Origin of the sequence: Streptomyces sp. TN58 (genome assembly GCF_001941845.1) — a bacterium.
In the GTDB taxonomy this organism is placed as follows: Bacteria; Actinomycetota; Actinomycetes; order Streptomycetales; family Streptomycetaceae; genus Streptomyces.
Genome location: NZ_CP018870.1, coordinates 4,526,435 through 4,541,230, shown reverse-complemented (window position 1 = coordinate 4,541,230; position 14,796 = coordinate 4,526,435). Strand labels below are relative to the sequence as shown.

13 protein-coding genes are annotated in these 14,796 nt (G+C 71.1%); 3 read left to right on the top strand and 10 right to left on the bottom strand.

What is annotated here, in order from left to right:
* Positions 1-849: 849 nt before the first annotated feature.
* Positions 850-1,794, bottom strand: a complete 945-nt coding sequence (locus tag BSL84_RS20725; RefSeq protein WP_030030888.1) for a LysR family transcriptional regulator — start codon at positions 1,792-1,794, stop codon at positions 850-852.
* Between the two features lie 120 nt (positions 1,795-1,914).
* Between BSL84_RS20725 and BSL84_RS20720 the strand changes: the two genes are divergently transcribed.
* Positions 1,915-3,210, top strand: a complete 1,296-nt coding sequence (locus BSL84_RS20720) for an MFS transporter (protein ID WP_075970887.1) — start codon at positions 1,915-1,917, stop codon at positions 3,208-3,210.
* Between the two features lie 89 nt (positions 3,211-3,299).
* Positions 3,300-4,013: a L,D-transpeptidase family protein gene (locus BSL84_RS20715; protein WP_045323125.1), complete on the top strand. Its 714-nt coding sequence runs from the start codon at positions 3,300-3,302 to the stop codon at positions 4,011-4,013.
* Positions 4,014-4,089: 76 nt separating this feature from the next.
* Here BSL84_RS20715 and BSL84_RS20710 read toward each other — a convergent pair whose 3' ends face one another.
* Complete coding sequence (locus BSL84_RS20710; RefSeq protein WP_234363488.1) at positions 4,090-5,457, bottom strand: MFS transporter; 1,368 nt, start codon at positions 5,455-5,457, stop codon at positions 4,090-4,092.
* 189 nt (positions 5,458-5,646) lie between these two features.
* Between BSL84_RS20710 and BSL84_RS20705 the strand changes: the two genes are divergently transcribed.
* Positions 5,647-6,657, top strand: a complete 1,011-nt coding sequence (locus BSL84_RS20705) for a sigma-70 family RNA polymerase sigma factor (RefSeq protein WP_030027203.1) — start codon at positions 5,647-5,649, stop codon at positions 6,655-6,657.
* Here the strand turns inward: BSL84_RS20705 and BSL84_RS20700 are convergent.
* The 8 genes from BSL84_RS20700 to BSL84_RS20665 form a co-directional block, all read right to left on the bottom strand.
* Positions 6,544-6,879 carry an STAS domain-containing protein gene (locus BSL84_RS20700; RefSeq protein WP_075970886.1) on the bottom strand — a complete coding sequence of 112 codons (336 nt, stop codon included), beginning with the start codon at positions 6,877-6,879 and terminating at the stop codon, positions 6,544-6,546. The genes BSL84_RS20705 and BSL84_RS20700 overlap by 114 nt on opposite strands.
* Before the next feature lie 76 nt (positions 6,880-6,955).
* Positions 6,956-7,546: a Uma2 family endonuclease gene (locus tag BSL84_RS20695; RefSeq protein ID WP_030027202.1), complete on the bottom strand. Its 591-nt coding sequence runs from the start codon at positions 7,544-7,546 to the stop codon at positions 6,956-6,958.
* 96 nt (positions 7,547-7,642) lie between these two features.
* Positions 7,643-8,920, bottom strand: coding sequence for a thymidine phosphorylase (locus tag BSL84_RS20690; RefSeq protein WP_030027201.1), 1,278 nt, complete (start codon positions 8,918-8,920; stop codon positions 7,643-7,645).
* A gap of 112 nt (positions 8,921-9,032) precedes the next feature.
* Positions 9,033-9,431 carry a cytidine deaminase gene (locus BSL84_RS20685; RefSeq protein ID WP_075970885.1) on the bottom strand — a complete coding sequence of 133 codons (399 nt, stop codon included), beginning with the start codon at positions 9,429-9,431 and terminating at the stop codon, positions 9,033-9,035.
* Entirely contained in the window at positions 9,428-10,690 is a 1,263-nt protein-coding gene (locus tag BSL84_RS20680) for an ABC transporter permease (protein WP_075970884.1), read from the bottom strand. The genes BSL84_RS20685 and BSL84_RS20680 overlap by 4 nt, the downstream gene beginning before the upstream one ends.
* On the bottom strand, positions 10,687-11,802 hold the full coding sequence (locus BSL84_RS20675) for an ABC transporter permease (RefSeq protein ID WP_030027198.1): 1,116 nt from the start codon (positions 11,800-11,802) through the stop codon (positions 10,687-10,689). Before BSL84_RS20675 ends, BSL84_RS20680 begins: the two co-directional genes overlap by 4 nt.
* Entirely contained in the window at positions 11,799-13,457 is a 1,659-nt protein-coding gene (locus BSL84_RS20670; RefSeq protein WP_075972165.1) for an ABC transporter ATP-binding protein, read from the bottom strand. The genes BSL84_RS20675 and BSL84_RS20670 overlap by 4 nt, the downstream gene beginning before the upstream one ends.
* A gap of 233 nt (positions 13,458-13,690) precedes the next feature.
* Positions 13,691-14,749 (bottom strand): BMP family lipoprotein, encoded by a 1,059-nt coding sequence (locus BSL84_RS20665; RefSeq protein WP_075970883.1) that lies wholly within the window; start codon positions 14,747-14,749, stop codon positions 13,691-13,693.
* Positions 14,750-14,796: the final 47 nt, after the last annotated feature.

The following is a 14,796-nucleotide window of genomic DNA, read 5'->3' as shown; positions in this document are numbered from 1 at the left end:
CCGAGCACGGGCGTCCCCGGACCGGCGAGGCGCGCGGCGAGGGCCGGACCGCCTGCGGGCAGGAAGCCGGCGACGGCGTCGCCGACCAGGTCGGCGAGGGGACCGGGCAGGGTCACGGGGCGGCCCTCGCAGGCGACCAGCAGGCGGGCGAGGGCCACCATGACGGCCGCCTCCCAGCGGAAGCTCCAGGAGCCGTCGAGTTCGACGGGCGCCACGGCGCAGGCCCCCAGGTCCAGCTCGTCCCAGCCGGGGACCGGGACGGCCGGCGCGCCCGAGGGCACGCACCGGACCTCCTCGGGCTCCAGCCACACCGTCTGCCACAGCCCGCAGTCGTCCATGCGCGTCGCCACCGCCCGTCCGCAGCCCCGGCACGCCAGATTGGGCCCGTCACGGCCGTCGATGCCCATGCAGTAGCCCTCGCACCTGTCGGGGATCAGGGCCATGCCCCGGGAGTCGCCGGGCGCGATGACGACCCGGCCCCGCGAACCGAAGGACACCGCGTACTGCGGCAGGTACACCCCCTGTCGGGCCGCCAGGTCCTCCCCGACGTCGTCCCACAGTCGCCAGGGCGGGCCGGTGGGCCGGGTTTCGACGGCGTACGTCGCCGGCTCCATCAGCGGCGGGTGCAGTCGCTCCCACGCCCCGTGGTGGGTGTGGTCGGGGAGGGCGACCCGGGAGACCGGGGCCGTCAGCTCCGTACCGCACCCGGCGCACACGAACACGTCCAAACAGCTTCCCCCTGACTCCCGCCAACCCTCTGATCCTGCTGGTAGGAGCACGTGGTCGGCCACTGCATTTCGGGGCGGCGCTCCTCCTGCGCCGCGGGGTGTTCCAGTGCCTGGCCGGCCACTAGTTTTCGGCGTGGCGCTCCTCCTGCGCCGTGGGGTGTTCCAGTTCCGGGATGAGGCGGCCGCGGCGGGAGATCAGGAAGCGTTTGAACTCGGCGACCGGCGGGGTGTCGGGGTGGCCGTCGAGCCAGGCGACGCCGATCTCGCGGACGGCGCGCGGAGCGGTGACGTTCAGCTCGACGACCCCGGGGCGGGGCACGGCCGGCGGGGGCAGCAGGGCCACGCCGAGGCCGGCGGCGACGAGGCCGCGCAGCGTCTCGGCCTCCTCGCCCTCGAAGGCGACGCGCGGGGTGAAGCCGGCTTCCGCGCACAGGTCGTCGGTGATGCGGCGCAGGCCGTAGCCGGCCTCCAGGGTGACGAAGGTTTCCTCCGCGGCCTCGGCGAGGCGGATGCGTTTGCGGCCCGCGAGGCGGTGGTCGTCGGGGACGACCAGCCGCAGCCGCTGCTCGTCGAGGCGGCGGGCCACGAGGTCCGGGGCGTCGGGGACCGGTGAGGTGAGGCAGAGGTCGAGTTCGCCGGCGCGCAGCTTCTCCAGCATGGCCTCGCCGTAGTTCTGGACGAGGGAGAAGCGCACGCGCGGGTGGTCGGCGCGGAAGGCGCGGATGAGGCCGGGCACGGTCTCGGAGCCGAGGGTGTGCAGGAAGCCGAAGGCGACCTTGCCGTAGGCCGGGTCGGCGTCCTGCTGGACGGACTCGGCGGCGTGGGCGATGCCTTCGAGGGCCTGCTCGGCGGAGGCCAGGAAGGTACGGCCCGCCGTGGTGAGGGCGACGGTGCGGCCCTTGCGGGCGAACAGCGTGACGCCCAGGTCCTGTTCGAGGCGGACCATGGCCCGGGACAGGGTGGACTGCGGTACGCCGAGTTCCTGGGCGGCGCGGGTGACGTGCTCGTGCCGGGCGACGGCGACGAAATGCGCCAGCCGGGGAGCCAGCAGACGTGTCACTGCCATGTCTTCTACGTAACGGTTCGTCGACATCCGCGATCCTGACCTGGACTGATGCTGTGGTGGATCGATTATCGCGATTCTGTGCATTGGACGCATGAAAAGCATCGGCCTACCGTCGAAGGCATGCCTCCCGTTCATACCGGGGCACCCGCCATCCCGGGTGCCTCCACCGCGTCGTCCCCCGCACCGGCCACCGCACCGGAGCCCCTCTCCCCCGGCCGGCCCGGCTACCGCCGGATGAGCCTGGCGCTCTTCGCCGCCGGACTGGCGGCCTTCACCCTCCTCTACGCCACCCAGGCGCTGCTGCCCGCGATCTCCGCCGACCTCGGCGTGACGGCGGGCCAGGCCAGCTGGACGGTGTCCGCGGCGACCGGCGCGCTCGCGCTGTTCGTGCTCCCGCTGAGCGCCCTGTCCGAGCGGTTCGGCCGTACCCGGATGATGACCTGGTCGATGGCGGTCGCCGTCGGCGTGGCGCTCCTCGTCCCGCTCGCGCCGAACCTGGAGTGGCTGGTGGTGCTGCGCGCCGTGCAGGGTGCGGCCATCGCCGGCATCCCGGCCTCCGCGATGGCGTACCTGGCGGAGGAGGTCGAGCGCCGGGCGCTGGTGGCCGCGATCGGCCTGTTCGTGGCGGGGAACTCCGTCGGCGGCATGAGCGGCCGCCTCGTCACCGGCTGGGCGGCGCAGCTGGGCGGCTGGCGGGCCGGTCTGGCGGCCGTCGCCGTGATGGCGCTGGTCTGTGCGGCGGCCTTCCTGGTGCTGCTGCCGCGGGCGCGGTTCTTCCGCCCGGCGTCGCTGAACCCGCGCGCGGTGGGCCGTACCGTCGCCGGCCACCTGCGCGACCCGCTGCTGCTGCGGCTGTACGGGATCGGCGCGCTGTTCATGACGGTGTTCGGCGCGGTCTACACGGTGATCGGCTACCGGCTGGTGGACGAGCCGTTCTCGCTCGGACAGGGCGTGATCGGGTCGATCTTCCTGATCTACCTGGTCGGCACGGTCTCCTCCGCGGCCGCGGGCCGGCTGGTGGGCCGTGCCGGGCGGCGCGGCGCGCTGTACCTGGCCGTGACCACCACGGCGCTGGGGCTGCTGCTGTCGCTTTCGGACTCCCTGGTGGCGGTGGTGCTCGGGCTGGTCCTGATCACGGCGGGCTTCTTCGCGGGGCACGCGGTGGCCTCGGCCGCGGTGAGCCGGACCGCGAAGACGGGGCGCGCGCAGGCTTCCGCGCTGTACCAGTCGGCGTACTACCTCGGTTCGAGCGCGGGCGGCACCCTCGGCGCCCTCGCCTACCACCAGGCCGGCTGGGCGGCGACGGTCGGTGTCGCGCTGCTCGCGGTGCTCGGCGTCGTGTCGATCACCCTGTACGGGACGCACGCCGCCCGCGCGCAACGGCGCATACCGGCTTCCGCGGCGGGCGCGCGCTGACGGGACTTCGCTTCCGCCGGAGGCAACCCCTGCTCGTTTTCCGGGCATTGATCACGGAGAACGAAGTGCGGTGAGCAGGGGAGGACCGGATGGGGACGCGAAGTGCGCGCGGGCGGGCGGGCCGGCGCGCGGCGGTGTGGGGCGGGGCGGTGGCGCTGGCGCTGCCGCTGGTGGCGGTCGCGGGGGGCGGTACGGCAGAGGCCGCCTCCTGCACCCCGTCCACCGGGCCCTACCAGCGCCAGGTGGAGAAGTTCCTGGGGCGGCCCGTGGACGGGAGGCAGTCGGCGGCCGACTGCACGGCCGTCCGGGCGTTCCAGTCGGATCACGGGATCAGCCCGGCCCAGGGCTATGCGGGGCCGCTGACGTGGCGCGTGATGAGCACGATGCTGGCCCAGCGGGCCGCGGGCGGCACACCGAACAGGACCGGTGACTGCCCGGTGGACCGGGGGCGGATCGCCTGCGTGGACCTGACGCGGCAGCTGAGCTGGATCCAGGACGGCCCTGTCCTGCGGTACGGCCCCGTCCCGGTCCGCACGGGCAAGGACGGTACGGAGACGCGGACCGGGTCGAAGAGGATCTACCACCGCAGCGTCGACCACTGGTCGACGCTCTACGACGTGTCGATGCCGTACGCGCAGTTCTTCGACGGCGGCATCGCCTTCCACTCGACGGCCAAGAGCATGTGGAACCCGCCCGGTTCGGGCGGCTGCGTGAACATGCGGCCCGCCGACGCGAAGGCCTACTGGCAGCTGCTGGCGAGGGGCGAGGACGTCTACGTGTACGGGCGCAAGCCGGGGACGTAGGGCGTGTTGCGAAAGTGGCGCCGTCCGCCCGCAGGGCGGTGCGGGACTTTCGCAACACGCCCTGGTGCGTCGTCGATCAGGCGGGCGCGCCGGCGGGGGCCGCGGCCGGCGCGGGGGATGCGGCCAGGCTGTCCAACCGCCTCAGGCTGGCCCGGCGTTGTACGAGGGACAGGCCCGCCACGGCCGCCCCGAGGGCCAGCCAGCCCGCCGGGCCCGCGGCCATCACCGCACCGGTGAGCAGCAGCGGCCCGGCGGACTTCTGCACGGACTGGGCCATGCCGGCGACGCCGAGGTAGGAGGCGCGCGCCTCGCGGGGCGCGAGGGAGACGGCGAGCTCCCAGGAGCTCACCGAGCGCATCAGCTCGGCCGCGGTGACCAGCACCGACGCGGCGAGCAGGGCGGCCGACGCGGTCCAGACACCGCCGCCGGTGGAGGCGGCCAGCAGGACGCAGCACAGGAGGATGGTGATCCCGTAGAGGGCGACGGCGCCCGCCGCCTGGCGGGGGCCCTGGACCTTCGCCGACACCCGCAGCTGGAGGACGACGACGAGCACGGTGTTGACGACCAGGAAGGCCGGGATGAGCTCGTGCGGCGCGGTGGTGTGGCTGACCAGCCACAGCGGGATGCCGATGCCGAGGATCGAGTCGTCGAGGTTCATCGGGATGTCCAGCAGGACGAAGCGGAGGTAGCCGCGGTCCCGCCAGGGGCTCCGCCCCGCCGACGGGGCCGGGTCCTCGGTGGTGGCGGCGGGTGCGGGTGCGGGTGACGGTGCGGGTGCGGGTGAGGGGGCGGTGAGGAGTCCGCGGCCGCGCGGCTCCCGGGTGCGCCAGACCAGGGCGGCGGCCACCAGGAACGACAGCGCGTTGGCCAGGATGAGCACGTGGTAGGCGCCGCGGGTGCCGACGGCGAGGCCGATGGCGGCCAGGCCCGCGCCGAGCGCGTAGCCGGCGTTCGCCGAACTGCGCGACAGCGCCTGGTAGGTGGCGCGCCGCTCGCCGGCGACCCGGGTGGCGAACAGCATCTCCAGCGTCTTGGCCGCGCGGTCTCCCAGATGGGTGACGGCCACCACCGGGAGCAGCAGCGCGAAGTCGGTGACGACGAGCAGCAGGCAGAGGGTGACCAGGCGCAGCAGGTGGGCGCCGATCAGCAGGGAGCGTACGGGGAAGCGGTCGGCCAGGTGGCCGGCCAGGGGTGACCCGGCGATGCCGGCCACCCCGGAGGCTCCGAGCAGGATGCCGACCTGCCCGGCGTCGAGGCCGACCACGAAGGTGAAGTAGAGGACGCAGGCGGCGGCCCAGACGCCGGTGCCGGCACGGTCCAGGAGCTGGGCGAGGAGCATGATCCGCGCGTCGCGGCCGCCGGGCGGCCGGCGCAGCTGGGCGAGCAGGCCGGGTTCCCGTTCGCCCTGCCGCCGCTTCTTCCCCATCTCCCCGCCGCGCCGCATTCGTGGCCTCCCCGCCCGTCGCCGAAGTATCTCGACATCGAGATACAGGAGGAAGCCTGCCGCACATCAATCTTGACGTCAAGATACTTGATGTCGATAGACCTGGGGCGCTCCTGGCTTCGGGCTGCCGTTGTCACACCCCTCCGGTAGGTTCCGAAGTAGCCACGTACGTCAGGGGGATGGACCGACATGAGTGACCTCGCCACCACCAGCACCGACCTCGATGCGGCGATGGACCGGTACCGGGTCGAGCTCACCGGCTACTGCTACCGGATGCTCGGCTCCGCCTTCGACGCCGAGGACGCGGTACAGGACACCTACATCCGCGCCTGGCGCAGCCACGAGAAGTTCGAGGGCCGCTCCTCGCTGCGCTCGTGGCTGTACCGGATCGCCACCAACGTCTGCCTGGACCTGCTGAACGCCGGGAACAAGCGGGCCCGCCCGATGGACCTGACCGCCCCGCAGCACCAGTCGTCCGCCGTGCTCAACCAGCGGCCCGAGGTGACCTGGCTGGAGCCCGTCCCGGACGGCCGGGTGCTGCCGCAGACCGCGGACCCGGCCGAGACGGCGCTCGCGAAGGAGTCCGTACGGCTCGCATTCGTCGCGGCGCTCCAGCACCTGCCGCCCAAGCAGCGCGCGGTGCTGATCCTGCGCGAGGTACTGGCCTGGAAGGCGGACGAGGTCGCACAACTGCTGGACACCACGGTGGCGTCGGTGAACAGCGCGCTCCAGCGGGCGCGGGCCACGCTCGCCGGGCAGCGGCTGCGCGAGAGCGAGCCGGCCGACCCGCTCGACGCGGAGCAGGCGAAGCTGCTTGAGCAGTACCTCGCCGCCTTCGAGTCCTACGACATCTCGCGCCTGACGACGCTCCTGCACGAGGACGCCGTCCTGTCCATGCCGCCGTTCGACCTGTGGCTGCAGGGCAAGGAGGACATCGCGGCCTGGCACCTCAACCAGGGCATCGGCTGCAAGGGCTCCCGCCTGATCCCGACGACGGCGAACGGCATGCCGGCCTTCGGCCAGTACCGGCCGCGCGAGGACGGGGGGCCCGGGCACACCCCGTGGGCGCTTCAGGTGCTGGAGGTCTCAGAGGGCCGGATCGTCGGCCTCAACGCCTTCCTCGACACGGCCCGGTGGTTCCCGCTCTTCGGCCTCCCCGAGCAGCTCGACGAGTCCTACGAGGTCCAGCAGGGCGCGTAGGGCCGGGCCGGCACCGGTCACCCGCAGCGGCCGCCCCCGCGCGGTCAGCCGCAGCCGTGCCAGGGCGTCCACGTGGGCGAGCCCCGGAGCGGTGACGGCGCGGGCGTCGCACTCGACCGCGCGCGCCCCGTCCTCGTACAGACGGGCCAGGTGCGCGCACAGCGCTGCGGCGTCGCGTGCGGTCGGGGCGGGTCCGGGCAGCGCGAGTCGGGTGGTCTTCACGAGGTGATGACTCCCGGCCCCGCCGGAACTCATCGGCGGACCGGACCCTGCGGTGGCTGCGGCTGCGGCTGCGAGGTCAGGGGCGGGGGAAGGCGGAGGTGTCGATCGCCACGCCGAAGGGCTCCGGAAGCTTGACGGTCTCGCCGAACTTGCCCGACCACAACAGGCGGTAGGTGCCGTTCGCAGGCTCGCCGTACAGGTGGATGGCAGGTTCTCCAGTCGCGTGCGGGTCGATGAGCAGGTAGAACGGAATGCCTGCGGCAGCGTAACCGTGGAGCTTGGCGACGCGGTCGTTGGCCGCGTTCGACTTCGAGGTGATCTCGACGACTAGTTCGGCAGCGGTTCCCGCAACGTAATTGGCGTCCTCCAGAACCACATCGTCGGGGGCCACGACCAGGTCCGGGATGAACAGCCCGCTGCGGGAGGGTACGGCCACATTGAGGGTCTGGTAGATCTCGCAGTCCTCCGGCAGCACGGACATCAGAGCCCGCTGCACTTTGACGGCAATGTAGTTGTGGTGGTTGACGGGCGGTGGTGCCACGGTGATGATCCCCTCGATGATCTCCACCCTGCAGCCCTCGGGCCAGTCCGTCTCCTCCCAGAGGCGGACGAGGCCCTCCCAGCTGTCGCCGCCCTGCGGCTCCTGCTGGACGGTGAGTGCGCTCATGGTGTGCTCCTCAATCGGTTCGTCACCGATCCCAGCATGCCGAACGGGACCGGCGGGGGTCCACCGGTCCCGTTCACCCGAAAGGGAAGCCGCAGGTCAGGCGATGCGGTCCAGGACGATCGGCGTGGCGGCGAAGGCCGTACCGGCCGCGGCGATGTCGAAGGAGCCGTCCAGCGCCGCCAGGGCGTAGTCGAACTTCTCCGGGGTGTCCGTGTGCAGGGTCATCAGCGGCTGGCCGGCCGTGACGGTGTCGCCCGGCTTCGCGTGCAGCTCGATGCCGGCGCCCGCCTGCACCGGGTCCTCCTTGCGGGCGCGGCCCGCACCGAGGCGCCAGGCGCCGACACCCACGCCGTACGCGTCCAGGCGGGTCAGGACGCCCGACTCGGGGGCGGTGACGACGTGCTGCTCGCGTGCGACCGGGAGGGCCGCGTCCGGGTCGCCGCCCTGGGCCGCGATCATCCGGCGCCAGTGGTCCATCGCGGAGCCGTCGGCCAGGGCCTTCGCCGGGTCGGCGTCCTTGATGCCCGCCGCGTCCAGCATCTCCTTGGCCAGCGCGATGGTCAGCTCGACGACGTCGGCGGGGCCGCCGCCCGCCAGGACCTCGACCGACTCGCGGACTTCGAGGGCGTTGCCGGCGGTCAGGCCGAGCGGGGTGGACATGTCCGTGAGGAGCGCGACGGTCTTGACGCCCGAGTCGGTGCCGAGGCCGACCATGGTGCGGGCCAGCTCGCGAGCGTCCTCGATGTTCTTCATGAAGGCGCCGGAGCCGACCTTGACGTCCAGGACGAGCGAGCCCGTGCCCTCGGCGATCTTCTTCGACATGATCGAGGAGGCGATCAGCGGGATCGCCTCGACCGTGCCGGTGACGTCGCGCAGCGCGTACAGCTTCTTGTCGGCCGGGGCCAGGCCGTCGCCCGCCGCGCAGATGACCGCGCCGGTGGTGTCGAGGACGTGCATCATCTCCTCGTTGGAAAGCAGTGCGCGCCAGCCGGGGATGGACTCCAGCTTGTCGAGGGTGCCGCCGGTGTGGCCGAGGCCGCGGCCCGACAGCTGCGGCACGGCGGCGCCGCACGCGGCGACGAGCGGGGCCAGCGGGAGGGTGATCTTGTCGCCGACGCCGCCCGTGGAGTGCTTGTCGGCGGTGGGACGGGACAGCGCGTCGAAGTTCATGCGCTCGCCGGAGGCGATCATCGCCGCCGTCCAGCGGGCGATCTCGGTGCGGTTCATGCCGTTGAGCAGGATGGCCATCGCCAGCGCGGACATCTGCTCGTCGGCCACGACGCCGCGGGTGTAGGCGTCGATGACCCAGTCGATCTGCTCGGGGCTCAGCTCACCGCGGTCCCGCTTGGTCCGGATGACGGAGATGACGTCCATGTGGTGCTTCTTTCTACGCGCATAGAGAGAGGGAGAGGGGTTCGGGAAGGGGAAGTGCGAACGGAAGTACGACGGCCCTCCGCCCGGCAGGGGCGAAGGGCCGTCGGCACGGCTATCTCAGGTGGTCGGGTCCGAAGGCCTGCGGCAGCATCGCCGCGAGCGGCAGGATCCCGTCCGGGGTCTCCACCAGCAGCTCGTCGCCGCCGAACTCGTAGAGCAGCTGGCGGCAGCGCCCGCACGGGACGAGGATCTCGCCCTTGCCGTCCACGCAGGTGAAGTGCGTGAGGCGGCCGCCGCCCGTGGCCTGGAGGGAGGAGACCAGTCCGCACTCGGCGCACAGGCCCAGCCCGTAGCTGGCGTTCTCGACGTTGCAGCCGGTCACGATGCGGCCGTCGTCCACGAGGGCCGCGACCCCGACCGGGAAGCCCGAGTAGGGAGCGTACGCCCGGGTCATCGCTTCCCGGGCGTACGTCCGCAGGGCTTCCCAGTCCACCGCGTGCTCCGCGGTCACTTGCCCTGGCCCTTGCGGTACGGCATGCCGTCCGCCTTGGGCATCCGCAGGCGCTGCGCCGACAGGGCGAGCACGAGCAGCGTGGTCAGGTACGGGGCCGCGTCGACGAACTGGCTCGGCACCTGGTCCGTCGTCGCGTACCAGACGAACAGCAGCGCGGCGAAGGCCGCCGAGATGCCGGCCTGGATGTACTTCTTCTTGTAGAGCTGCCAGACGCAGACGATGACCAGCAGGATCGCGATCAGCAGCAGCATCGCGTGGACGTTCTCGGCGCCACCGCGCAGCTTGAGGCTGTCGATGAAGCCGAACAGGCCCGCGCCCAGCGCCATGCCGCCCGGCATCCAGTTGCCGAAGATCATCGCGGCGAGGCCGATGTAGCCGCGGCCGCCGGTCTGGCCCTCCTGGTAGATGGGGCTGGCGACCTCGCACAGGTACACGCCGCCGAGGCCGGCGAGGGCGCCGGAGACGACCACGGCGATGTACTTGTACTTGTAGACGTTGACGCCGAGGGACTCGGCGGCGATCGGGTTCTCACCGCAGGAGCGCAGGCGCAGACCGAAGGACGTCCGCCACAGCACCCACCAGGTGGCGGGGATCAGCAGCAGGGCCACGATGGTCAGCAGCGAGATCTCGGTGATCAGGCCGCCGATGACGCCGGCGAGGTCCGAGACGAAGAACCAGTGCTGGGCCTGGAGGTCGGCCATCCAGTCCGAGAGGCCCGGAATGGTGATCTTGGTGATCGGCTCGACCTGCGGGGACTGCTTGGAGGAGCCGCCCGGGGCCTCGGCGAACGTGAAGTTCGACAGGTACTGGGTGAAGCCCAGCGCCAGGATGTTGATGGCCACACCCGAGACGATGTGGTTGACGTTGAACGTGACCGTGATGATCGCGTGCAGCAGGCCGCCGACGGCGCCGCCGACGATGCCGACGAGCACACCGGTCCAGGGGCCCCACTGGTAGCCGGCCCAGGCACCGAACCAGGTGCCGAGGATCATCATGCCTTCGAGACCGATGTTGACGACGCCCGCGCGCTCGGCCCACAGGCCGCCGAGACCGGCCAGGCCGATCGGCACGGCGAGGGAGAGGGCGCCGGAGACCTGGCCGACGGAGGTGAGGTCGTTGGCCCCGGAGATCACACGGACCAGCGAGACGAGCGCGAGGCCGCCCGCGATGATCAGCAGGATCCAGGGCAGGGTGAGCTTCTTGCGGCCGCCCGGGGCGGGCGCCGCCTTCTTCGTGGAAACGGTGCTGGCGCTCACGCCGCGGCCTCCTTCTCGGTCTTCATGGCGTGGCCCGCGGCCAGCTCCTCGCCGACCTTCTGCTGCTGACGGCGGATGCCGTAGCGGCGGATCAGCTCGTAGGAGACGACGACGGCGATCACGATCAGGCCCTTCATGATCGTGCCGATCTCCCTGGCGTAACCCTCCGTGTCGAGGCCGGCGGACGCCTTGTCGATGAAGGCCATCAGGAGGGCGGCGAAGAGCATGCCGACGGGGCTGTTGCGGCCGAGCAGGGCGATGGTGATGCCGGTGAAGCCGACGCCCACGGGGAAGCCGAGGTTGTACGTGTGGGTCTCGCCCAGCAGCACCGGCATGCCGGACAGGCCGGCGACGGCACCGGAGATGAGCATCGCGGTGATGATCATCTTCTTGGAGTCGACGCCGGAGGCCGCCGCGGCGGACTCGCTGGCGCCGCTGGCGCGCAGGTCGAAGCCGAAGCGGGTGCGGTTGAGCACGAACCAGTAGACGACGCCGAGGGCGAAGGCGATGAAGGTGAAGCCGTAGATCTCCCCCGAGTCGCCCATGGAGACGGCCGGGAACCAGCCGGACTCGGCGATCTCACCGGTGGTGAGGTCGTTGGAGCCCTCCACCTGCACGCCGAGGTTCTTCGGAAGGATCAGCCAGGCGATGAGGCTGGTGGCGATGGCGTTGAGCATGATCGTCGAGACGACCTCGCTGACGCCTCGCTTGGCCTTCAGGACACCCGCGATACCGGACCAGAAGGCACCGGTCAGCATCGCGACGACGACGATCACCAGGATGTGCAGCGGGCCGGGCAGCGTTACGGCCGTGCCGACCAGCGCGGAGATCATCGCGGCGAGGCGGTACTGGCCGTCGACGCCGATGTTGAAGAGGTTCATCCGGAAGCCGATGGCGACGGCCAGGGCTGCCAGGTAGTACGTGCCGGTCTGGTTGACGATGAGGATCTGGACGTCCTCGTAGCCGCCGTTCTCGACCATGATGCGCAGCGGCTCGATCGGGTTGATGCCCGTCGCCGCCAGCACGATCATGGTCAGCACGAAGGCGCTGACCAGCGCGAGCAGGGGCCCGGCGATGGCGAGCATCAGCCGGTCCTTGTCGAATGTCTTCATCGGGCCTCGTCCTCCGTCGTGTCACCGTCGGCAGCGGCGGAGTGGTTGTCGGTTGCTTCCAGGTGCCCCGTGGCGGCGCCCGTCATCGCGGTGCCCAGCTCCTCGGGGGTGACGGTCGCCGGGTCGGCGTCCGCGACCAGGCGGCCGCGGTAGATCACGCGCAGGGTGTCGGACAGGCCGATGAGCTCGTCCAGGTCGGCGGAGATCAGCAGCACGGCCAGGCCCTCGCGGCGGGCTTCCCGGATGGCGTCCCAGATCTGCGCCTGCGCGCCGACGTCCACACCGCGGGTGGGGTGGGCGGCGATGAGGAACTTCGGGTTGTGGCTCATCTCGCGGCCGACGATCAGCTTCTGCTGGTTGCCTCCGGAGAGCGAGGCCGCGGTGACGTCGATGCCGGGCGTGCGCACGTCGTACTCGCGCACGATCCGCTCGGTGTCCTTGCGGGCCGCCTTCGGGTCGAGGATGCCCTTCTTGGAGTTGGGCGCCTCGGTGACGTGGCCGAGGATGCGGTTCTCCCAGAGCGGTGACTCCAGCAGCAGGCCGTGGCGGTGGCGGTCCTCGGGGATGTAGCCGATGCCGCCCTCGCGGCGCTTGCGCACCGAGGTCTTGGTGATGTCCGCGCCGTCGAGGGTGATCACGCCCGCGTCGGGGGTCATCATGCCCATCAGGGCCTCGATCAGCTCCGTCTGGCCGTTGCCCTCGACGCCCGCGATACCGAGGATCTCGCCCTTGTGGATGGTGAGGCTGACGTCGTCCAGGAGGAGGCGGCCGGCCTCGGCCTTCTCGACGGTCGCGGAGTCCGGGACGCCCGCGGGGGCCAGGACCTCCGGCTCGGCGACGACGGCGTCGCCGGCGGCGACGGTCAGTCCGCTCACCTGGAGCATCGGGACGTCCGTGACGGTCGACTCGCGGGTCTCGGGCGAGGGCAGCTCCGCACCGACCATCAGCTCGGCGAGCTGCTTGGGGGTGGCGGTCTTCGGGTCGGCGGTGCCGACCGTGGTGCCGCGCCGGATGACGGTGATGTCGTCGGCGACCTTCAGCACCTCGCCCAGCTTGTGCGAGATGAAGATGACGGTCAGGCCCTCGGACTTGAGCTCGCGCAGGTTGTCGAAGAGCGCGTCCACCTCCTGCGGCACGAGCACGGCGGTCGGCTCGTCGAGGATGAGGATCTTCGCGCCGCGGTAGAGGACCTTGAGGATCTCCACGCGCTGGCGGTCGGCGACGCCGAGGTCCTCGACGAGGGCGTCGGGCCGCACGCCGAGACCGTACGCGTCCGAGATCTCCATGATCTTCTTACGCGCCTTGGCGCCGATGCCGTACAGCTTCTCGCCGCCGAGAACGACGTTCTCCAGGACGGTGAGGTTGTCGGCGAGCATGAAGTGCTGGTGCACCATGCCGATGCCGCGGGCGATGGCGTCGCCGGGCGTGTTGAAGGCGACCTGTTCCCCGTCGATGGCGATGGTGCCCTCGTCCGGCTTCTGCATGCCGTAGAGGATCTTCATCAGGGTCGACTTGCCGGCGCCGTTCTCACCGATGAGGGCGTGGACCGTGCCCTTACGGACGGTGATCGCGATGTCCTTGTTGGCGACGACGCCGGGGAAGCGCTTTGTGATGCCGTGCAGTTCTACGGCGGGGGGCGGGCTGGACGCGTTGATGACGCACTCTCCTTGGCGCGAAAGGAGCGGAAGGCAGGGGGGACAGGGCGGGGAGTGAAAGTATCGCGTCCACGATGCTTCTACGCGCGTAGCACTGTCGGAAGTGAAAACTCGCGGCCACGAAGGCTGCTTGGTCACAGACTAGTGATCACAGAACGAGCCTCGGGGCCCGGGGAGCGATGTCGACCGCTTCCCGGACCCCGGCAGACCAGGACTACAGGTCAGAGACTGCCTTACGGGGCGGTCTTGACCGTGATCTTCTTGGCGATGATGTCGGCCTTGGCCTTCTCCACCGCGGCGATGAGGTCGGTCATCTCCTTGTACTTCGGGTTGGAGTCGGCCAGGCCGACGCCGTCCTTGTCCAGGCCGTAGCGGATCTCACCGGTGGTGGGCTTGCCGTCGTCGACCGACTTGATCAGGTTGAAGACGGAGTCCGAGACGTCCTTGGTGACCGAGGTCAGGATGGAGTCCTTGTACTTCGCCAGACCGGCCTGGTTGTACTGGTCGGAGTCGACGCCGATGGCCCACTTGCCCTTGGCGGAAGCGGCCTCGATGGCACCGGAGCCGGCGAGGCCGGCGGCGGCGTAGATCACGTCGGCGCCCGCGTCGAGCTGGCCCTGCGCGGCGGCCTTGCCCAGGTCGGGCTTGGAGAAGCCCTCCATGTTCGGCGGCTGGGTGAGGTACTGGGTGAGCACCTTGGCGTTCGGGTTGGTGTCCTTCACGCCCTGGACGAAGCCCGCCTCGAACTTCTTGATCAGCGGAACCTCGACACCGCCGATGAAGCCGACCGTGCCGGTCTTGGACGCCTTGGCGGCGGCGACGCCGGCCAGGTAGGAGCCCTGCTCCTCGTTGAAGACCATGTTGGCGACGTTCGGGCCGGTCACCTGGGTGTCGTCGATGATGCCGAACGTGGTGTTCGGGAACTTCGGCGCGACCTTCTTGATGGCCGGGGCGTAGGCGAATCCGACGCCGATGACCGGGTTGTTGCCCTTGCGGGCGAGCTCGGTGAGGCGCTGGACCTTGTCGGCCTCGCCCTCGCCGTCGGTGGGCTCCGCCTCGGCACTCTTGATCTTCAGGTCCGATTCGGCCTTCTTCAGACCGGCGTAGGCGGCGTCGTTGAACGACTGGTCGCCGCGGCCACCAACGTCGTACGCGATGGCTGCGGACTTCTGACCCGACTCCGAGGGGGAGGAGGAGGCGTCAGAGGACTTCTTACCGCCACAGGCGGTGGCCGAGAGGGCCAGCGCCGCGGACGCGATGCCCACGGTGGCGATCCTGGTGATCCGGCGCAAGGGAGGCTCCTTCAAAACCTGACCGAAGCGCCACGACCGGCGCTGGT

Bases quoted from the DNA above. Each gene is read 5' to 3' on its own strand.
- BSL84_RS20690 (WP_030027201.1), bottom strand. From the start codon at position 8,920: ATGGACGTCATCTCCGTCATCCGGACCAAGCGGGACCGCGGTGAGCTG.
- BSL84_RS20695 (WP_030027202.1), bottom strand. From the start codon at position 7,546: ATGAGCGCACTCACCGTCCAGCAGGAGCCGCAGGGCGGCGACAGCTGG.
- BSL84_RS20725 (WP_030030888.1), bottom strand. From the start codon at position 1,794: ATGGCAGTGACACGTCTGCTGGCTCCCCGGCTGGCGCATTTCGTCGCC.
- BSL84_RS20720 (WP_075970887.1), top strand. From the start codon at position 1,915: ATGCCTCCCGTTCATACCGGGGCACCCGCCATCCCGGGTGCCTCCACC.
- BSL84_RS20710 (WP_234363488.1), bottom strand. From the start codon at position 5,457: ATGCGGCGCGGCGGGGAGATGGGGAAGAAGCGGCGGCAGGGCGAACGG.
- BSL84_RS20705 (WP_030027203.1), top strand. From the start codon at position 5,647: ATGAGTGACCTCGCCACCACCAGCACCGACCTCGATGCGGCGATGGAC.
- BSL84_RS20675 (WP_030027198.1), bottom strand. From the start codon at position 11,802: ATGAAGACATTCGACAAGGACCGGCTGATGCTCGCCATCGCCGGGCCC.
- BSL84_RS20715 (WP_045323125.1), top strand. From the start codon at position 3,300: ATGGGGACGCGAAGTGCGCGCGGGCGGGCGGGCCGGCGCGCGGCGGTG.